Origin of the sequence: Micromonospora sp. URMC 107, assembly GCF_051386315.1 — a bacterium.
Lineage (GTDB): Bacteria > Actinomycetota > Actinomycetes > Mycobacteriales > Micromonosporaceae > Micromonospora.
In genome coordinates this window covers 14,567-34,402 of sequence record NZ_JBPQTK010000025.1, presented here as the reverse complement: position 1 = coordinate 34,402, position 19,836 = coordinate 14,567, and the positions used below count along the sequence as shown (strand labels likewise).

6 protein-coding genes are annotated in these 19,836 nt (G+C 69.9%); 3 read left to right on the top strand and 3 right to left on the bottom strand.

Features of this window, described 5'->3' with window-relative positions; all coding sequences use genetic code 11:
- Positions 1-5: 5 nt before the first annotated feature.
- Both ACSNN9_RS08730 and glgB read left to right on the top strand, forming a co-directional pair.
- Positions 6-2,099 carry a maltotransferase domain-containing protein gene (locus tag ACSNN9_RS08730; RefSeq protein ID WP_436672378.1) on the top strand — a complete coding sequence of 698 codons (2,094 nt, stop codon included), beginning with the start codon at positions 6-8 and terminating at the stop codon, positions 2,097-2,099.
- Positions 2,087-4,189, top strand: a complete 2,103-nt coding sequence (gene glgB, locus ACSNN9_RS08725; RefSeq protein WP_436672376.1) for a 1,4-alpha-glucan branching protein GlgB — start codon at positions 2,087-2,089, stop codon at positions 4,187-4,189. The genes ACSNN9_RS08730 and glgB overlap by 13 nt, the downstream gene beginning before the upstream one ends.
- A gap of 51 nt (positions 4,190-4,240) precedes the next feature.
- Here the strand turns inward: glgB and ACSNN9_RS08720 are convergent, their stop codons facing one another.
- Positions 4,241-6,265, bottom strand: coding sequence for a family 10 glycosylhydrolase (locus ACSNN9_RS08720; protein ID WP_436672375.1), 2,025 nt, complete (start codon positions 6,263-6,265; stop codon positions 4,241-4,243).
- Positions 6,266-7,421: 1,156 nt separating this feature from the next.
- Entirely contained in the window at positions 7,422-13,760 is a 6,339-nt protein-coding gene (locus ACSNN9_RS08715; RefSeq protein WP_436672373.1) for an RHS repeat-associated core domain-containing protein, read from the bottom strand.
- 590 nt (positions 13,761-14,350) lie between these two features.
- On the opposite strand from ACSNN9_RS08715, the gene ACSNN9_RS08710 reads away from it, so the two are divergent.
- The gene (locus ACSNN9_RS08710; protein ID WP_436672372.1) at positions 14,351-18,583 is read left to right on the top strand and encodes an FG-GAP-like repeat-containing protein; all 4,233 of its coding nucleotides are present in this window, start codon (positions 14,351-14,353) and stop codon (positions 18,581-18,583) included.
- Positions 18,584-18,646: 63 nt separating this feature from the next.
- On the opposite strand, the gene ACSNN9_RS08705 is transcribed toward ACSNN9_RS08710, so the two are convergent.
- Positions 18,647-19,687 (bottom strand): App1 family protein, encoded by a 1,041-nt coding sequence (locus tag ACSNN9_RS08705; RefSeq protein WP_436672371.1) that lies wholly within the window; start codon positions 19,685-19,687, stop codon positions 18,647-18,649.
- Positions 19,688-19,836: the final 149 nt, after the last annotated feature.

The window sequence follows — 19,836 nt, the reverse complement described above, 5'->3', positions numbered from 1 at the left end:
GCGGGGTGACTGGACGGTTCCCGATCGAAGACGTCTCCCCCGTCGTCTCCTGCGGTCGCTACCCGGCCAAGGCGGTGGTCGACGAGCCGGTGCCGGTGTCGGCCCGCGCCTACCGGGAGGGGCACGACGCGCTCGGCTGCAACGTGGTCTGGCGGGGCCCCGACGGGCGGGCCCGGCCGTTCACCCGGATGCGCCCCGGCGAGCCGGGGCAGGACCGCTGGCACGCCGTGATCCGCCCCGACGCGGTCGGCGAGTGGGTCTTCGCCGTCGAGGCGTTCCAGGACCCGTACCTGACCTGGCAGAACGCGGTCACCAAGAAGATCGCCGCCGGTCAGGGGCCACAGGACCTGGCCAACGACCTCGCCGAGGGTGCCCGGGTGCTCCAGGCCGCGGCCGAGCTGGTGCCGGCGGCCGACGCCGACCGGGTGACCGCGGCGGTGCGGGCGCTGCGCGACGAGCGGCGGGAGCTGCCCCGGCGGGTCGCCCCGGCGCTGGCGCTGGCCGACCTGCTCTGGGAGCACCCGGTCCGCGAGCTGGTCACCACCGGCGAGGAGCGCCGGCTCTGGGTGGACCGCCGGCGGGCGCTCTTCTCCGCCTGGTACGAGTTCTTCCCGCGCTCGGAGGGGGCGATCCCGGCCACGGTCGACGCGCCGGCCCGCTCCGGCACGTTCGCCACCGCCGTCGAGCGGCTGCCGGGCGTCGCGGCGATGGGCTTCGACGTGCTCTACCTGCCGCCCATCCACCCGATCGGCCGGGTCAACCGCAAGGGCCGCAACAACTCGCTGACCGCCGGGCCGGACGACGTCGGTTCGCCGTGGGCGATCGGCGCCGCCGAGGGCGGCCACGACGCGATCCACCCCGACCTGGGTACGCCGGAGGACTTCCGGGACTTCGTCGCCGCCGCCGCCGAGCAGGGCCTGGAGGTGGCGATGGACCTGGCGTTGCAGTGCGCGCCGGACCACCCGTGGGTGACCGAGCACCCGGAGTGGTTCACCACCCGGGCCGACGGCAGCATCGCGTACGCGGAGAACCCGCCGAAGAAGTACCAGGACATCTACCCGCTGAACTTCGACAACGACCCGGAGGGCATCCGGGCGGAGGTCCTGCGGGTGGTGCTGCACTGGGTCGGCGAGGGCATCCGGATCTTCCGGGTGGACAACCCGCACACCAAGCCGTTCGACTTCTGGCACTGGCTGATCGCCGAGGTGAAGCGGGTCGACCCGGACGTGCTCTTCCTCGCCGAGGCGTTCACCCGGCCGGCGATCATGCACGGGCTGGGCAAGGTCGGCTTCACGCAGTCGTACACGTACTTCACCTGGCGCACGTCGGCCGCCGAGATGCGGGCGTACTGCGAGGAGCTGGTCGAGGCGGCCGACTACATGCGGCCGAACTTCTGGCCGAACACGCCGGACATCCTGCACGAGTCGTTGCAGCACGGCGGCCCGCCGATGTTCAAGATCCGGGCGGTGCTGGCCGCGCTGCTCTCCCCCTCCTGGGGCATGTACGCCGGCTACGAGCTCTTCGAGCACACCGCGCGCCCCGGCGCGGAGGAGTACCTGGACAACGAGAAGTACGAGCTGCGCCCCCGCGACTGGGCCGGCGCGCAGGCGCAGGGCCGCTCGCTGGCCCCGTTCATCGCCGTGCTCAACCGGGTGCGCCGGGAGAACCCGGCCCTGCACCAGCTGCGCAACCTGGTCTTCCACGAGATCGACAACCCGGCGCTGCTCTGCTGGTCCAAGCACGACCCGGACACGGGCAACACGGTCCTCGTGGTCTGCTCGTTCGACCCGCAGGGCGTGCAGTGGGGCAACACCACGCTGGACATGCCCGCGCTCGGGCTGGACTGGCACGACCGGTTCACGGTGCGCGACGAGCTGACCGGCGCCAGCTACGACTGGGGGCAGCGCAACGCCGTGCGCCTCGACCCGTACCTGCAACCGGCGCACGTGCTGACCGTGCGCCGGCCCGCGCCCGCTGTCGGCCTCGTGCCGGCGCAGGCGGCGCCGGACCTGACCGTCACGGACGTTCCCGACGACCTCTCGGGCGGCACCGCGCCCACCGCTCCCGCCCAGAAGGACGACGACCGATGGACCAGCTGATCGCCGGCGCCACGCACGACCCGCACGCCGTCCTCGGCGCGCACCCGGCCGACGGGCGGACGGTCGTCCGGACGCTGCGCCGGGGCGCCGCCGACGTCGCCCTCCTCGTTGACGGCGAACGGCACCCGATGCGGCGGGTGCACGACGTCGGGGTGTTCGAGGCGGAGGTCGAGGGCGAGGTGCTCGACTACCGCGTCGAGGTCGACGGCCGGCTCCACGACGACCCGTACCGCTACCCGCCCACCCTCGGCGAGCTGGACCTGCACCTGATCGCCGAGGGCCGGCACGAGCGGCTCTGGGAGGCGCTCGGCGCCCGGGTCTTCGACGAGGGCGTGGCGTTCACCGTGTGGGCGCCGAACGCGCGCGGGGTCCGGGTGGTCGGCGACTTCGCGGGCTGGGCCCCGGACGACGGCTGGCCGATGCGCTCGCTCGGCGGCAGCGGGGTGTGGGAGCTGTTCGTCCCGGGGGTCCGGGCGGGCGCCCGCTACAAGTACCGCGTCCTGGGCGCCGACGGGCACTGGCGGGACAAGGCCGATCCCCTGGCGGCGTACGCCGAGGTGCCGCCGGCCACCGCCTCGGTGGTGCACCACTCGACGTACGAGTGGGGCGACGCCGACTGGCTGGCGCGGCGGGCCCGGCGGCAGCCGCACCAGGAGCCGATGAGCGTCTACGAGGTGCATCTCGGCTCGTGGCGCCCGGGGCTGGGCTACCGGGAGCTGGCCGAGCAGCTGACCGCGTACGTCACGGAGCTGGGCTTCACCCACGTGGAGTTCCTACCCGTGATGGAGCACCCCTTCGGCGGTTCCTGGGGCTACCAGGTCACCGGCTACTACGCGCCGACGTCCCGCTTCGGCGACCCCGACGAGTTCCGCCACCTCGTCGACGCCCTGCACGCCGCCGGGATCGGCGTGATCCTGGACTGGGTGCCGGCGCACTTCCCGAAGGACGAGTGGGCGCTGGCCCGCTTCGACGGCACCCCCCTCTACGAGCACCCCGACCCGCGCCGGGGCGAGCACCCCGACTGGGGCACGTACGTCTTCGACTTCGGCCGGCCGGAGGTGCGCAACTTCCTGGTCGCCAACGCGCTCTACTGGTGCGAGCAGTTCCACGTCGACGGGCTGCGGGTGGACGCGGTGGCCTCGATGCTCTACCTGGACTACTCCCGGCAGGAGGGGCAGTGGCTGCCCAACCGGTACGGCGGCCGGGAGAACCTGGAGGCCATCGCGTTCATGCAGGAGGTCAACGCGACGGTCTACAAGCACCACGCCGGGGTGGTGCTGATCGCCGAGGAGTCGACCGCCTGGCCGGGGGTCACCCGGTCCACCGACGCGGGCGGGCTCGGGTACGGGTTCAAGTGGAACATGGGCTGGATGCACGACACCCTGCTCTACACCTCGAAGGACCCGGTCTACCGGCAGCACCACCACCATCAGCTCACGTTCTCGCTGGCGTACGCCTGGAGCGAGAACTACGTGCTGCCGATCAGCCACGACGAGGTGGTGCACGGCAAGGGCTCCCTCGCGGGCAAGATGCCCGGCGACACCTGGCAGCGGCTGGCGAACGTGCGCGCCCTGCTGGCCTACATGTGGGCGCACCCGGGCAAGCAGCTCATCTTCATGGGCTGCGAGCTGGCCGACGACCGGGAGTGGAGCGAGGAGCGGGGCCTCGACTGGTACCTGCTGCACGACCCGGCCCGGGCCGGGGTGCAGCGGCTGGTCGGCGACCTGAACCGCGTCTACCGGGACACGCCGGCGCTGTGGGCGCAGGACACCGAGCCGGCCGGCTTCCGCTGGATCGCCGGCGACGACGTCGCCAACAACACCGTCTCGTTCGTCCGGATCGCCCCCGACGGCGCGACCCTGGTCTGCGTGGCGAACTTCTCCGCCCGGCCGCTGGAGGACTACCGGGTGGGGCTGCCGGCCGGCGGCACCTGGGCGGAGGTGCTCAACACCGACGCCCACCACTACGGCGGGTCCGGGGTGGGCAACCTGGGCGCGGTGCACGCCGAGGACGTGCCGTGGCACGGGATGCCCGCCTCGGCGGCGCTGCGGGTGCCCCCGCTCGGCGTGCTCTGGCTACGCCGAGACTGAGCCGGACGGGCCGTCCCGGGAGCGCCTAGCGGCACCCCCGGGACGGGCGACTCAGAGTCGGGTGATCCGTACCGCGTCGGCGACGACGTACCCCTGGGTGGTGGTCCAGCGGCTGACCCCGACGACCTGGCGCGTCCCCGCGGCGAGGTCGTAGGTGCCCAGCACCCGCCACTGGCCGCCGCCGGTGCGCTGGTCGACCCGGGCCGTCACGGTCCCGTTCGCCGTCGCCACCAGGTGCGGCGTGGCGCTGTTGTAGCCGGGGTCGGCCGGGTACCAGACCTCGACCCGGTAGCTGCCCGTGGCGGGCAGGGTCGCGGTGAACCAGGCCGGGTCGCTGACCGCCTCCGGGCTGGCGAAGCGGTAGTTGGCGCCGTAGCGCGCCGGCAGGTACGACGACGTGCCCCAGGTGGCGGCGGCGGTGAAGCCGCCGGCGGTGGCGTTGTCCACGATCACGCTGAACGTGCCGCCGGTGCCGGTGACCACCCGCGCGTTGCTGGCCGTGCTCTCGTGGTGCAGCCGGTCCAGCGCCGTCACCAGGTAGCGGTACGTCGAGCCGGCCGCTGCGCCGGCGTCGGTGAACGTCCCGGTCGTGCCCGAGGCGCGGAGGGTGCCGAGCAGGTGACGGGCGTCGGCCAGGTCGCAGGCGTCGACCGCGCCGTCGCCGGGCAGCCGGTACACCGCGTACGCGGCCGTGCTGCCGGTGGCGCCGCGCTGCCAGGTGAGGGTCACCCCGCCGGTGCCGCGTACGGCCGAGGTGAGGTTGGGTGCGGCGGGCGCGGCGCCCCCCACCCCGGCCGGCGCCAGCGCCGGGCGGCGGTAGTGGTCGGTCGCCACCCGGGAGACGGCGCCGATGCGGTCGGCGCGGACGTCCTTGGCGCTGAAGTGGATGTCACCGACGACGCGCGGGTGGGCGCGGTTGAGCGTCAGGTGGTCGGTCAGCTCGGCCGGGTCCTGCCAGGCCGCGTCCTGGCCCGTCGCGCCGGCGCGGTAGGTGGCCTGCCCGACGAGCAGTTGCACGTCGGTGCCGGTCACCGTCTCGGACCACCAGCGCACCAGCTCCGCGTAGTCGGCCGCCGGGTGGCCAATGTGCCAGTAGATCTGCGGGGCGATGTAGTCGACCCACCCCTGCCGCACCCAGCGCCGGGTGTCGGCGTAGATCGCGTCGTACGACTGGAGGCCGGTGGTACGCGAGCCGAGCGGGTCGGTGCCGGCGTTGCGCCAGATGCCGAACGGGCTGACGCCGAGCTTCACCCACGGCTTGGCCGCCCGGATCCTGTCGCGCATCTCCCGCACCAGCAGGTTGACGTTGTTGCGCCGCCAGTCGCCGATGGTGCTGAAGCCGGTGCCGTACTGGGCGAAGGTCGCCTGGTCGGGGAAGGCCACCCCGCTGACCGGGTACGGGTAGAAGTAGTCGTCCCAGTGCACCGCGTCGATGTCGTAGCGCTTGACGGCGTCCATCATGGCGTCCTGCACGAAGGCGCGGACGGCCGGGATGCCGGGGTTGTAGTAGATGTGTCCGCCGTAGGTGACCGTCCAGCCCGGGTTCTTGCGGGCCGGGTGGCTGGTCGCCAGCTTGGTCAGGTCGGTGTGGTTCGCTACCCGGTACGGGTTGAACCAGGCGTGGAACTCCAGGTTGCGGGCGTGCGCCTCGGCCACCATGAAGGCCAGCGGGTCGTAACCCGGGTTGCCGCCCTGGGTGCCGGTGAGCCACTGCGACCACGGCTCGTAGGTCGACGGCCAGAACGCGTCGGCGGCGGGGCGGATCTGCACGACGACGGCGTTCATCCGCCGCTGCTGGGCCAGGTCGAGCCAGCCCCGGTACTCCGCCTGCTGGGCGGCCGGGGTGAGCCCGGTGCGGCTGGGCCAGTCGATGTTGGCGACGCTGGCGATCCACATCCCGCGCAGCTGCCGCTTCGGGGTGGCCGGGTCGGTCACGCAGGCCGCCTGGGCGGCCACGGGCACGGTGTCCGGCGTGGTGGGCCGGGAGGCGGGCGCGGCCGTGGGGACGGCCACGCCGAGGGCCAGCGCCGCTACCAGCGCCGCGCCAGGAAGAAATCGACCAAAGTCTCTGCGCACGAAAATAGTTTCAGCGCTGTCGCATCTTTCCGCAAGTATCCTTCACCACGCTCACCCTGCGCGGTCACCTCGGCACCCGACGGCCACGGACACCGCCGCCGCGCTCGACAGGGCTGGGTCGACCTCGCTCCGGCCGGGAGAAAGCGGCCCGGGTGACCCCGGCCCAGCGACCGACCGATCAGGTCAAGCAGGAGCAGCTCGGGCGAGGTGGATCAGGAGCACGGCGCGCGCGGCGCGAATGCGTTGAGCGATTTCACGCCGAACGATTCCTTAAAGCTGCCACCGTCGCACAGGGACCATTTACGGGGTGCCACCTCAAGGACGACAACGAGTGGATTGGCGCTGGCGGAACCATGGCGATCGAACCGAATGCCGATGCCCTGCGACAGGCCTCTCCAACCGCAGGACACCGGCATTCAGCTGGCGCCGACACTGCCGCAAGGCAGCTCATTCAAACACATGACCAAATCCCCCAGACATGCCATCGAGCAGGGCCCCCGGATTCGAAAGAGCCGCACATGCCGGGATTGGTCGTCCACGCTCCCCTTCGAGCGCTCAAGCCGCCCCTCCGACCCAAGGAGAAACGAGCGTCACCCTTCGGGTCGAGCTAACCGGCCGCCGCGCCCTCAAGCAAAGCCGAACGCCAGCGAGGACCACTATCCACAATGCAAGAATCTGACATCATAACCCTGATCAGGGTCACCTTCATATCCAAATAAACCTACCTCCCCTTCATTAGTCCGGGCAGCGATAAGTTCGCTGGAAAACTGCTTTGTGGATGATCCGAGCCGTTCGAAGATCAGATTAAGACGAGGCGATCTCGCAGAGCCGTCAAATTCCCAGCTACCACTACCTTCCGCGGGCTGCCTGCCCCCGAAATCCCGCTTAAGAACGTACTCTTCAGTGAATTCGTCATCATCTTGCAGAACAGCGAAATAGTTATGCGACAATTTCGTCAAACTGAAATCACCGCTTCCTTCGATCGTCAACCTGTCCCCCCTGTCAGAGCACCACCCTCCTGCCATATTGCTGGCCTCGATTGGCGGCAGTTGCGCCTGGCCGCAGGCACCCAGCAGGACGCCTGCGACCAAACAAACCGCCGACACGGGTAAGGCATTGGCCCTCAAGGAGGTACGCCAGACCTCACGCCCTCTTGTCAATAGGTGATCACCTCGGTCCAGTAGAAGTTCTGGTGAATCGCAGACATTGGCCCCGACGCCGGCCCCTTCGGGCCTCCAGGGCTCTTGGGAGCGGTGGGATTTCGGGTCAGCGACTTCATGTCCATCCCATTGGTGGCCTTGAAGGCGACGACAGCTCGTCGCGCATCTGGGTCCACAGCCATAATTTGGCCATCCAAATCATAGGACCCGATGGCCGAGAGTCTGTTAGCGCGAGTATCACCCGTAACCACACCTCGGGCACCAGCGATGACGTCCGCCGCCATTCGAGCTTTTGCCCCCGACCCAGTGGGAAGGTCGTAGTCGTACGTGATATTGGGCGCACTATAACCCGACTGTAGCTTCGCCGTCAACCTGCCTCGCATATCGACCATGTGACCGTGGCTGCGGATAGCCATGGTCATGGGGTCGATCTGGTAGAAGTTCACTACACCTGAACTGTTTCCACCGACCCACTGAGCCCCCACCTCGTGCCAGTCCATGGGATTCACCACACTAGCCTGCGAATCGATCATACTCTGGTTCATGTAGAGCATGCGATTCCACAATAGCTGCCGGCCAAGCTCCGTACTTTCGGCCGTGGGACGTCGAGGGTCTTTCCTGGGGCCACCGTTCCGCGACTTGGACTTTGTGCTTCCCTTCTTATTCTTCTTGCCCCACTTCACGTTGTCGGTGCTCCCGCAGCCATGCTTGCAGCCGGTCGTGGGGTTGTAGCCGTAGCAGTCGAAGTGCTTGCAGTCGTCCGGGATCATTCCAGTTGGATCACTGGACGTGACCGGCGTGTTGTTGGCGTACGAGTAGCCGTTCCACTGTTGTGGCTGGCCGGTGTCCTGTAACGGGTCGACGGAGGCGAAGCGGCCAATGGACGGGTCGTAGGCGCGGGCGCCGACGATGGTGAGTCCCGTCGGGCTCATCGGCTTGTTCAGGAAGCCCCGGTTGTCAGGTGCGGTGACCGCTGCACCTCGCGCGGCGCCGTAAGGCGTGTACTGCCTCCACGTCGGGTTCTGGGCGGTGTTGTCGAGGTAGAGCGTCGGGGTGCCCTGGTGATCGGCAATGGCGAAGGTGTACGCCGTACCGCTGCCCGAGCGGATGCAGCTTCCGCCGCCGGGCAGGCTGTAGTGACGGTCCCCGTCGATCACCCCGGTAGCGGTGTTGAGCGTCAACTGCTGTCCGGGTAGGTACAGGGTGGTCTTGCCCGGTTCCTTCTGGAGCAGCAGGTTGCCGTCGGCGTCGTACACGAAGGTGTTGTTGCCGCTGGTGCCGCCCGTGACCCCGGTCAGCTTGCCGGCGTCGTCCCAGGTGAGGGCCTGGCTGCCCTGCGCCGCGTTACGGCCGGTGGTGTTGCCCGCGGCGTCGTACGTGTAGGACGTGGAGCCGGTCGCCCCACCGGTCGTGCTGGTCGAGGTGAGGGTGTGCGGCTTGTTCTGGCCGTTGCCGTCGTAGACGTAGGTGGTCTTGGTGTCGCTGCCGCTGCCGAGGTTGTGCTCGACCTGCTCGGTGCGGTTGCCGATCGCGTCGACCGTCCAGCTGGTCCAGTAGGCGCTGCCGGCGATGGTGTTGCCGACCATGGCCTTGTTGGTGAGGGTGGGAGCGACCGCGCAGGCGTCGGTGGCGGTCCAGGCCTTGGTGAGGCGGGCCAGGCCGTCGTAGCCGTAGCACTGCGTCTCCGCCGGCGTGGTGGCCCCGAGGCGCTTACTGGTCTTGCGGGTGATGTTGCCGGCCAGGTCGTACGTGTACTCCTGCTCGTCGACGTTGCTCGGAGTCGCCGTGGAGCGGGTGACGAGCTGGTTGGTCAGCCGGCTGGTGTGCGTGTCGTAGGTGTTGGTGACATTGGCGAAGCTGGTGGCGGAGCCGATCTTCTGCTGGTTGACCCGGCCCCACGCGTCGTAGGTGACACCCTGGCTGTATCCCGCCAACCCGCCGAGGGTGGTGGGCAGGTCCAGCACGCCGGAGTACCCGTGGAGGACGGTTTCGGCGGGCAGGCTGCCCTTGGCCGGGTAGGTGTCGGTCAGCGGCAGGCCCAGCACCGAGGTGTAGGTGCGGCCGAAGACGTAGGAACCGCCGAGGTCCCCCTCCGTGGTGGGAATGGTGACCGTCTGCCCGAGGCTGTTGCCGAAGACGTCGAACGCCTTCTGCTGGGTCGTGTACGCCTGTCCGCCACGGTTGGCGACGGTGGTGGTGAGCTTGCCGACGGCGTTGGTGACCCCGGCGACGGCGTTGCTGTTGTCGTACACCCAGGCAGCACGCTGGTTCGCCGCCGACTGGTTGTCCACCGCGGCGGCGTACTCACCGGTCTTGCGGTCGAGGGCGTCGTAGGTGAACGACAGGGTCTTGTTGCGGCCGTCGGTGGACTCGACGAGGTTGCCGTTGGCGTCGTAGACCATGCTGCTGTTGCCGGCGTCCGGGTCGGACTTCGCCACGACCTGACCGAGCAGGTTGTAGGTCGAGGTCCACACGTTGTCCTCAGCGTCCGTGAGCGTGGACTGGTTGCCGTGGCTGTCGTAGCCGTACTTGCTGATCGTGGCCGTGCCACCCGTGACGGTGAAGTCGCCGGTGAACGTGTCGGCCGGGGTGGTGACCGTCGGTCGGACGCTGTACTCGTGCAGCTCCTTCTTGCGGCCGATCCCGTCGGTGACGGTCACCGCCACGACTCCGCCGGCCGGCGGCACGACGGTGGTGCGGTCACCGCCGTGCACCGTCGTGGTGGTCGACACCGTCACGCCGTTCTTGGCCGCCGTGGTGATGACGGCGCGGCCGAGGCCGTCGTACGTCGTGAAGGTCTGGTTGGGCACCTGCTTGTTCAGGCTCGCCGCCGACACCGGGGTGCTCACCGTGGGCAGGGTCGTGTCGTCCCACCAGCCGTTGTACGACGCCCTCGTCCAGCCGCGGGTGTCGTAGAACGTGTCGGTGATCATCCGGCCGCCCTGTGGGGTGATTGCCTGGGTCTGCCGGCTTCGCAACAGCGCGTCGTAGATGGTGACCGACGTCTGGTAGCCGTTGGAGTTGTTCAGCTTCTGACTCGTCACCGCCGTGACGCCCGTCTTCGAGACGGTGTAGGTGAACTTGTGGTTGGCAGCGCTGCTGGTCGCACGGTTGTGCAGCCACACGGACGTGCTACGTCCCAGCGCGTCGTAGTGCTGCCGACTCACCACGTTGTTCGCGTCGGTGGTGGTGAGGATGCTGCCGCGTCTCGGGTTCACCGTGGTAGCCGAGGTCTGGTCCAGCGCGTTCGTCGTCGACATGGCAGTCACCAGGTTGACGCTGTTCATGGTGAACCCGCTGGTGGTCTGGTTTCCCTCCGCATCGAAGGATCCGGTCACCCGGCCGAAGGAGTCGTAGACCGTCTTCTCGTCGGTCTGCCAGACGTAGGCGCCGGAGCTGTGGTCCTTGGCGAGCTGGGTCATCGTGACGTCGCCCTTGGTCGGGGCGGCGGCCTGCGGGAAGGTGGTCGCGAAGAGCGGGTCGTCGTAGAAGTTGCGTTCGGCCTTCACGACCTGCGCCGGCCGGCTCACCGTCGCCGGGGCGGTCAGCGTGTTGACGCCGCCCGGCTCCGAGGCGGGAGACCCCTGGGTGAACCCGCCGCACGCCACCGAGACCGTCTCGGTCTGGCTGACCAGGCCGACCAGGTTCTTGCTTGTGTTGACCGGAGCGTAGGTGTAGCTGGTGCACTGGTTGTAGGCGGCGTCCACCGGCACCGTGTAGGTGTAGGTGTGCTTCAGCTCGCCGAAGGTGGCGCTGGAGATGCTCGCGTCGTAGCTGTTGTCGCTGGCGGTGTACCGCCAGGTGACCGCGCCGCCGCTGGTCACCGCCTGCCGGGTGTACGTCTTGAGCGGCGCGACCCACTGCGCCGTCAGCGCCGACAGCCCCGTACGGCTACGGGTCGCCGTGGCCCCCGACACCCAGTACGAGGTGATGGTCGACGAGTCGACCCGGCCGTTCTCACCGAGGTACCGGGTCGTCTCCAGTTCCTTGCCGGCGAGCTCGTCGACGTCCTCGTGGGTGCCACCGGCGGAGTCGGTCAGGTTGACCACCGTGGTGTTGTTGTTCTTGCTCATGCCGCGGTAGTAGGCGGTCTCGGACTGGGTCCGGCGGTCGTTGACGCCGTCCCCGTTGAAGGTGCGGACCTTGGCGTAGCCGCGGAACTGCCCGTAGGTGCGGTACTTGGCCTTGACGACCTCGTTCTCGTCGTAGTGCCAGGCCGCGCCGCCGAGGTAGCTGTAGCTGGTCGACAGTGCCGGCGCCCCGCCGGTCGGGTCGGTGGAGGTGACCCGGGTGACGGCGTACTTGTGGAACCAGTCCAGGTACGGATTCGCATACCCGTCCGGGGTCCAGTACACCGGGTAGCACGACTTCGCGTTGCTGGCCGGGGCGGTGGTGACCGGCGCGGTGCAGGGCACCGGCAGTTCGTAGCTGGGTGAGATGACCGAGCCGGTCTCGGTCGTCACCGTGTGGATGCGCTGCCGGTAGTAGTTCGGCAGGCCACCGGCGGTGTCGACCCGGTTGGCCAGCTTGATGCCGGTGAACGACACCGTCGGCAGGGTGATCGGCCCGGTCGAGCCGCCCGCGCTGGTGTCGTGCCCGGTCCGGGCGATCGACGACAGCCACAGCGTCGGGGACGTGCCGTCGCCGGTGGCCGGCATCGTGTGGGTCAGGGCGTACGAGTCGACCTTCTCGTGGGCCGAGGTGGCGGTGTTGTACTGCCGTGTCTCGATCGAGCTCAGCCGGACCGTCGAGAAGAACGACGGGCTCCAGTCGTCGCAGTCGGTGCCGGAGTTGCAGATCAGGTCGAACGGCACGTCCGGCCAGTTCGCCTTGTTCGTCGAGTTCAGCGGCTGGCAGGTGCCCGACAGGCACCGGTCGGCGGTGTTGAACACGACCTGGTTCGGCACGATGCCGTAGGCGTTGCCGTCGGTGAACCCGTAGTCGATCCGCGTCAGGTGGCTGTCCCGGACGTACGACACGTCGGTGGCGCCCTTGTTGCGGCCGTAGTGGTTGGTGTCCTGCTTGTAGTAGTAGGCCATGGCGTTGCCGTGGACGTCCTTGACGTAGTCCAGGTTCCACCGGTAGGCCATGGTGCAGACCGACGAGGAGAAGCCCGCCGAGTTGTAGCACGGGTCACCCGAGTGCGGGGAGTACACCGGGGTGTGGTCGACCGACTTCGTCTCCGCCTTGCCGGAGGCCCAGCCCGGCAGCCGGTTGCGGCCGAACTCGTAGACGGTGCCGTCGCGCAGGGTCACCCGCCAGTAGTCGGTGTTGTAGGTGCCGCTGCCGTTGTTCGAGTTCGTCACGCGGGTGACGACCTCACCGTTGTCCGACTCCGGCTTCCACACGCCCTTGCCGGAGTCCCAGACGAGTGACGTCGAGGCGCCGTTCAGGGACAGGGTCAGGATCGGTCCGTCGTAGCAACGGTCGTAGGTCTTGACCGGCGAGGCGCTGCCGCCCGGGTCGTCCATGCAGGAGGCGAAGGTCTGCTCCACGTACGAACGGGGCGTGGACCAGCCGTCGCCCACCCACGAGGACTGCGCGTTGGTGGAGGCGGTCTGGCCGTCGACACTGCCCGAGTCGTAGGACAGGGCGACGGTCGGCACCAGGTCCGACGCCGCCGGGGGGACGGTCAGCGGGTACGAGTACGTGAACGAGCCGGTGCTGCCGCCGCCGGTCCAGGAACCCGACGGCTTCAGGTCGGTCGCGGCGTACGTGCCGCCCTTGCCGCCCTCGTCACCGGCCGCGGCCACCGCCGCCAGCACCGTGCGGCCGCTCACCGACGACGCGAGCGCCACCTCCGCCGAGACCGTCCTGGCCGCCGCGTCGTTGGTCGACGACAGCGGCTCGCCCGTACGACAGGCGGCCAGGTTCGGGGTGGTCAGCGCGCACTCGGGCAACCGCACCAGGCGTAGCCGGGATCCGTAGTTGCCGCCGAACGCCTCCGCGAACCCGGCGTAGTCCACGCCGACCCGCACCGCGCCCGACGCCCGGTCCGGAACCACGGACAGCAGCACGCCGTCGACGCCGGCCGCCTCGGCGGCCTTCCGGTCGGCCACGGTGACCGTCAGCCGGCCCGGCCCGGTGTGCTTGCCGTCCCTGGCCGCGATCGACTGCGCCCACACCGGGGTACCCGTCGCGCGCACCTTGGCCGACGACGCCGACAGTGCCTGCGGCGCCGCCAGTTCCACCTGTGCCGAGGCAGCCTTCGGCCAGGTGGTCCGCGACGGGCGGTAGGTCGACCCGGCGTCGTCGGACGGCTTCACGAACCGCGTCGGCAGGGGCTTCACACCCTTGACCGCCTGCCCCGGCGACGTCGGCGGAGGCTTCGCCACCTCGGCGCCCCTGGGTTTCGCCGACGCCGGCGAACCCGTCAACAATCCCGCCACCAAAGACGCCGCCGCGACCACCGCGACCACACGTCTGGGACGAGTCAGCAGGCGTAAGCCCCCGTGCTCGACCATTCGAACCTCACCTCTGCGAGATACAAGGAAGGCCACGCAGGGTGAACTGACGCGCACCCCCGTGGCGCGACGACAATGTTTCACGTCCGAGCCGACCGAAGGTCACGAGAAGGTCACGATAGACGGAGATCACATAGATCAAACCCATCGCAGTGAGTCCGAAAGGGACAACCCGGTGTGACGACAGACGTTTCCCCGAGTCTGTCGAACTGCTTCACTGTGGCCGCCAACCGGACGCGCCGACGCGTCCACCGGACACGCACACGGGGGAGTACTGCTTCATGCCCGCAAGCCGCTTATCACCACGAACAAGAGCAAAGAAGACCGCCGCCACCGGCATCACCGCAGGCATCCTGCTGGCCGTCGCGGCCGCGGGCCCCTCCGCCTCGCCGGCTGCGGCGACCGCCGGCCCGAGCGCCGCCGCAAAGCCGGCACCCGCCTCACTCGGTGTGGATCAGGCGGTGGCGCAGGCGCGGCGTACCGGCAAGCCGGTCGAGGCAACCGCCGCCGGGACCCCGACTGCCACGCTCACCGCCCGCCCGAACGGTGTGGTCGAGCTGACCCAGACCGCCGTGCCCACCCGCACCCGGGTGGACGGACAGTGGAAGACCCTGGACCCGACGCTGGTCCGCCAACCCGACGGCAGCATCACCGCCGCCGTCACCACCAACCCGATCCGCCTGTCCCCGGGCGGCAGCGGCCCTCTCGCCCGGATGTCCAGCGGCACCCGCGCCTTGGCGGTCACCGCGCCGATGGCGCTGCCCGCGCCGGCCCTGTCCGGCAGCACCGCCACCTACCCCGAGGTCCTGCCCGGCGTCGACCTCACCGTCGCCGTCACCGCCGAGGGCGGCTTCTCCCACGTCTTCGTCGTCAAGAACCGGCAGGCCGCCGCGAACCCGCAGCTGGCCGCCCTCGACCTGACCACCACGGGCGAAAACGTCACACTCGCCGCCGACGCCGCCGGCAACATCACCGGCCGCGACCGCCACGGCACCACCGTGCTCACCGCCCCCGCCCCCACCATGTGGGACTCCGCCGCCAACGGGGCAGCCGGACCGAGCCCACGCCGCGCGACCACGTCCAGCCCGGCAGCGCCCGGCCGAGCCGCGAAGACCGCCCGGATCGGCGTGAAGGTCGCCCCCGGGAAGCTGCACCTCACCCCCGATCGCAACCTGCTCACCGACCCGAAGACGGTCTACCCCGTCTACATCGACCCGACCTTCAACTGGGCGTCGTACGGGGCCGCCAAAGGCGGCTGGGCCACGATCTCCTACTACCACCAGTCGACCAACTACTGGAAGAACACCCCGGACCCCTACGACCGGATGCAGGTCGGCAACTCCGGCGTGCAGCGCTCCAACACGCTGATCAACTTCCCGGTCCCGCACACCACCCTGACCGGCGCGACGATCAACTCCGCACTCTTCAAGATCACGAACACGCGGTCATGGAACTGCACCGCCAAGACGGTCAACGTCTACGCCCCCGCCACGGTGCTCGCCTCCGGCAACGCCACCTGGAACTACTGGGAGGGCCAGGCCAAGGGACCCCTGGCCGCTTCGGAGAGCTTCGCGTACGGCTACAGCGGCTGCGACCAGAAGGCCGTCTCCTTCGACGTCACCGGCCAGATCCGGGCCGACGTGACCGCCAAGAAGGGCACCCGCACACTGTGGATGGTCGCCGCCAACGAGGCCAGCGACGTACAGAGCTGGAAGGAGTTCCTCGAGACCAGCCCGACGCTGACGATCGAGTACAACCACAAGCCCAACACCCCGACCGGGCTCAGCACCTCCCCGAAGACGGTCTGCGCGGGCGGCAGCACCATCGGTGACAGTTCCGTCTCCCTGTACGCCCCGGTCTCCGACCGCAACGGCGGCACCCTCGGCGTCACCTTCAAGCTCTGGAAGACCTCCGACGCCAGCCAGACCGCACTCGCCTCGTCCAACCCCGACCTGCTGACCTACTCCTCCGGCAGCACCGCGGTGCTGGTCGTACCGGTCGCCACGCTGCGCACCGCCGCCAACGGGGCACTGACCCAGTTCTCGTGGAAGGCGCAGGCCACCGACTTCCGCACCCCCAGCGACTGGTCAGCCACCTGCACCTTCCAGTTCGACCCCACCCGCCCCGGCGCACCGAACGTCCCCGAGGTGCCCGACGGCTCGACCACCATCGGCCAGCCCTTCACCGTCAACATCACCAAAGCCGACGGCACGAACCCCAGCGGCTACGTCTACCAGCTCAACGCCGGCCCACCCGTCGACGCCTCCGCCACCGACGGCGCGGCCACCATCACCATCACCCCGAGCCGGTTCACGAACACTCTCACCGTCACCAGCGTCTCCGCCGGTGGCAACATCGGCGACAGCAAGAGCGTCACCTTCAACTCCGCACCGGCCGACACCGCTCGGGACGCCGACCTGACCGGCGACGGCGCAGCCGACCTCGTCACCGTCGGTGCCACCCACGGTTTGCCGCCTGGGCTGTGGCTCGCACCCACCGACAGCGAACAGAGCGCGTTGACCGGAATCAACATCGGCGCGCGGGGCAACGGGGTCACCGCGGACAACTCCCCCGCCGACTTCAACGACGCCCAGGCCATCACCGGTCACTTCACCGGCACCGGCCTGCAAGACGTCCTCATCTACTACCCCGCCACCGGCAACGGCGGCGTCCTACGCGCCAACGGCGACGGCTCCGTCATCCAGACCCAGCAGAGCGGCAACCAGTTCAGCATCTCCGGCGAACTCCTCGCCGAAGACGGCGTCATGCCGCGCCAACTGGCCAACGCCGGAGACATCCGCGGCGCGGCAACCGGCATCCCCGAACTCATCGGCATCAGCGGCAACACCACCACCGGTCACCACCTCACCTACTACTCCAACTTCTACGCCCCCGCCCTGTACGCCAACCCCCAACCCATCGACCAGACGACCCCCACCGGCGGCACCGACTGGAACAACTGGACCATCGCCACCGCCCAACTCACCGGCAGTACCGCGATGTTCCTGTGGAACCGCACCACCGGCGCACTCCACCTCTGGACCAACCTCGCCTTCGACGGCAACAACCTGCTCACCTTCACCCCCTACAAACTGTCCGACACCTGGAACCCCGGCGCCGACCTGGCGCTCCGAGCCGCCGACATCGACGGCAACGGCACCCCGGACCTGTGGACCGTCGGCGCCGGCGCCACCACCGCGGCGTGGCTCGTCGGCAACCTCACCCCGGGCACGGCCGGTGCGGCAGGCACCGGCACGATCACGGGCCAGGCGAGCCGGGTGCTGATCACCGCCGACCATGTCTGGCAGCTCAACGACGCCGGCACCGGCGCCGTCACCACCGCACGCGACACCGCCGGCACCCTCCACGCGACCGGCAACGCCGGCGTCACCTGGAGCACCGGCGACGCGTTCGACCCCGACGCCGTCTTCAACGGCACCACGGGCACCCTGACGACCCCGACTCCGGCGGTGAACACCACCACCAGCTTCACCCTCTCCGCCTGGGTGAAGCCCTCCGCCCTCGGCGGTACCGTCCTGTCCCAGAACGGCGCCAACACCGCCGGCTTCAAGCTCTACACCGACGCCAGCGACAAGTCGTGGCGCTTCGCCATGCCCCGCACGGACGTGGCCGCCCCGACGTGGGACACGGCGAGCGCCGGCGCGAACAGCGCCCGGGTGGGCGTCTGGACGCAGGTGACGGTCAACTTCCAGAAGCCGTCCAACCTGCTGACGATCTACCTGAACGGGGCGAACGTCGGCCGGGCCAGCCACAGCACCGTCTGGAACGCCACCGGCGGGGTGCGCATCGGCAGCCACAGGACCGCCGCCACCACCCACGGCGGCTGGTTCGCTGGCGAACTGGCCTTCGTGCAGACCTGGAACGAGGCGTGGAGCGTCGCGCCGGCGCCCGCGGCCCGGTACGCCAACATCGTGGCCACCAAGACGGACGGCTCGCTCTGGTACTACCAGCACACCGGGGCACTCTCCCAGCCGTACGGCTACGGCAACCTCATCGGCAGCGGGTGGACCGCGTTCGACCGGGTGATGACCGGGGATCTCAGCGGCGACACCTACCCGGACATCGTCGCCACCAAGCCCGACGGCACGCTCTGGTACTACGGCAACAACGTCAACCTGAACCCCGGCAAGCCGTACGGCTACGGTCGCCAGGTCGGCGCGGGGTGGGACGACCTGCCCAAGACCACGACCGGCGACATCAACGGCGACGGGTACGCCGACATGGTCAGCGTGCGGGCCGACGGCATCCTGATCTGGCACCACAACCGGTGGGCGACCAACTCCACCGCCCCGTTCTACGGCACCGGCGCCCAGATCGGCACCAGCTGGAACCTGTTCAACCGGGTCATGGCCGGTGACGTCAACGGCGACGGGTACGCCGACATGATCGCCACCAAGTCCGACGGCACCCTCTGGTACTACCAGAGCGCCTACGCGACCAATCCGAGCTGGCCGTTCACCACCCCGGTCCAGATCGGTACCGCCTGGAACGGCTACAACCGGATCGTGCCGGGCGACGTGAGCGGTGACGGGTACGTCGACCTGATCGCCACCAAGTCCGACGGCACCCTCTGGTACTTCGGCAACAACATCAACACCAGCAGCAACGGTCACCCGTACGGGAGCGGCCGGCTGATCGGCACCGGTTGGAACGCGTACAACCGGGTCTTCTAGAGGCTCAGCCCGACGGGGCCGGTGGTGGCGGAAGCCGCCGCCGGCCCCGTCGGCGTCAGAGGATCAGACCAGGCCGGCGTCGCGCAGCAGCTTCCACAGGCCGGCGCCGTCGGGCGCGGAGAGCCACTTCTGCCCCACCGGCCCCGCCGACGACTCGCCGCCCGGGGTGGGCAGGCTACCGGCCAGCACCGCCTGCGTGGGCGAGAGCCGGCGGATCGCCACCCCCGCCACGTTCTCCGGGTGGGCGGCGGCGAACTCGCGGTAGATCTCCGGGTCGTGCTGCCCGTCGTCGCCGACCAGCAGCCACTTCACGTCGGGGAACTCCCTGGCCAGCCGGGCCAGGGTGACCCGCTTGTGCTCCCGCCCGCTGCGGAACCAGCGGTCGGCGGTCGGTCCCCAGTCGGTCAGCAGCAGCGGCCCGGCCGGGTAGAGGTGCCGGGACAGGAACCGGGTCAGCGTCGGCGCCACGTTCCAGGCGCCGGTGGAGAGGTAGAAGACCGGGGCGCCCGGGTGCGCGGTGACCAGCCGCTCGTAGAGCACTGCCATGCCGGGCACGGCGTTGCGCGCGTGCTCGTCGAGGACGAACGTGTTCCAGGCGGCGAGCAGCGGGCGGGGCAGCGCGGTGACCATGACCGTGTCGTCGATGTCGGAGAGGATGCCGAAGCGCACCTCCGGGTCGAGGATGCGCACCGGGGCCTCGACCGGCTCGGCGTCCGGCAGGCTGATCCGCACCGAGCCCCAGCCGGGCGGCAGGTCCGCCTCGACCACGGCGTCGACGAACCCGCTGCGGTCGGCCCGCGCCTCGTGCCGCGCCCCGCCGGCCTCGATGGTCACCGTGACGTGCTTCGCCGGCAGCGTGGTGAAGCTGCGCCAGCCGCGCACCTTCTCCAGCCGGCCCCGCTGGCGGGTGTCCGGCCGGCCCAGCAGCACCCGGCACATCACCCGCACCCAGCCGGGCGCGCCGTAGCCGGTGTACGCGATGACGTTCGTCCGCCAGCCGGTGCGCCGCAGCCGGCGCGCGACCAGCGAATGCACGGCGTCCTCGATCCGCGCGGCCCGGTGCAGGTTCGGTACGGCCAACTGGCCGGCGGGAGTGGGTGGCACGCCAGCAACCCTGCCACAACCCGGCCACCTCGGCCACGCGAGGCGATCTTCCGGACCGCCGGGAAGCTCCGCGCCACGCCCGCCGTGGTCCCGCAGGTCGTCCGCGCTGCGCCGATCCGCCCCGCCCGGCCCCGGCGGCGTGAAACACT

What these genes read in the sequence shown, in the direction of transcription:
- glgB (WP_436672376.1), top strand. Translation starts at nt 2,087, where the DNA reads ATGGACCAGCTGATCGCCGGCGCCACGCACGACCCGCACGCCGTCCTC.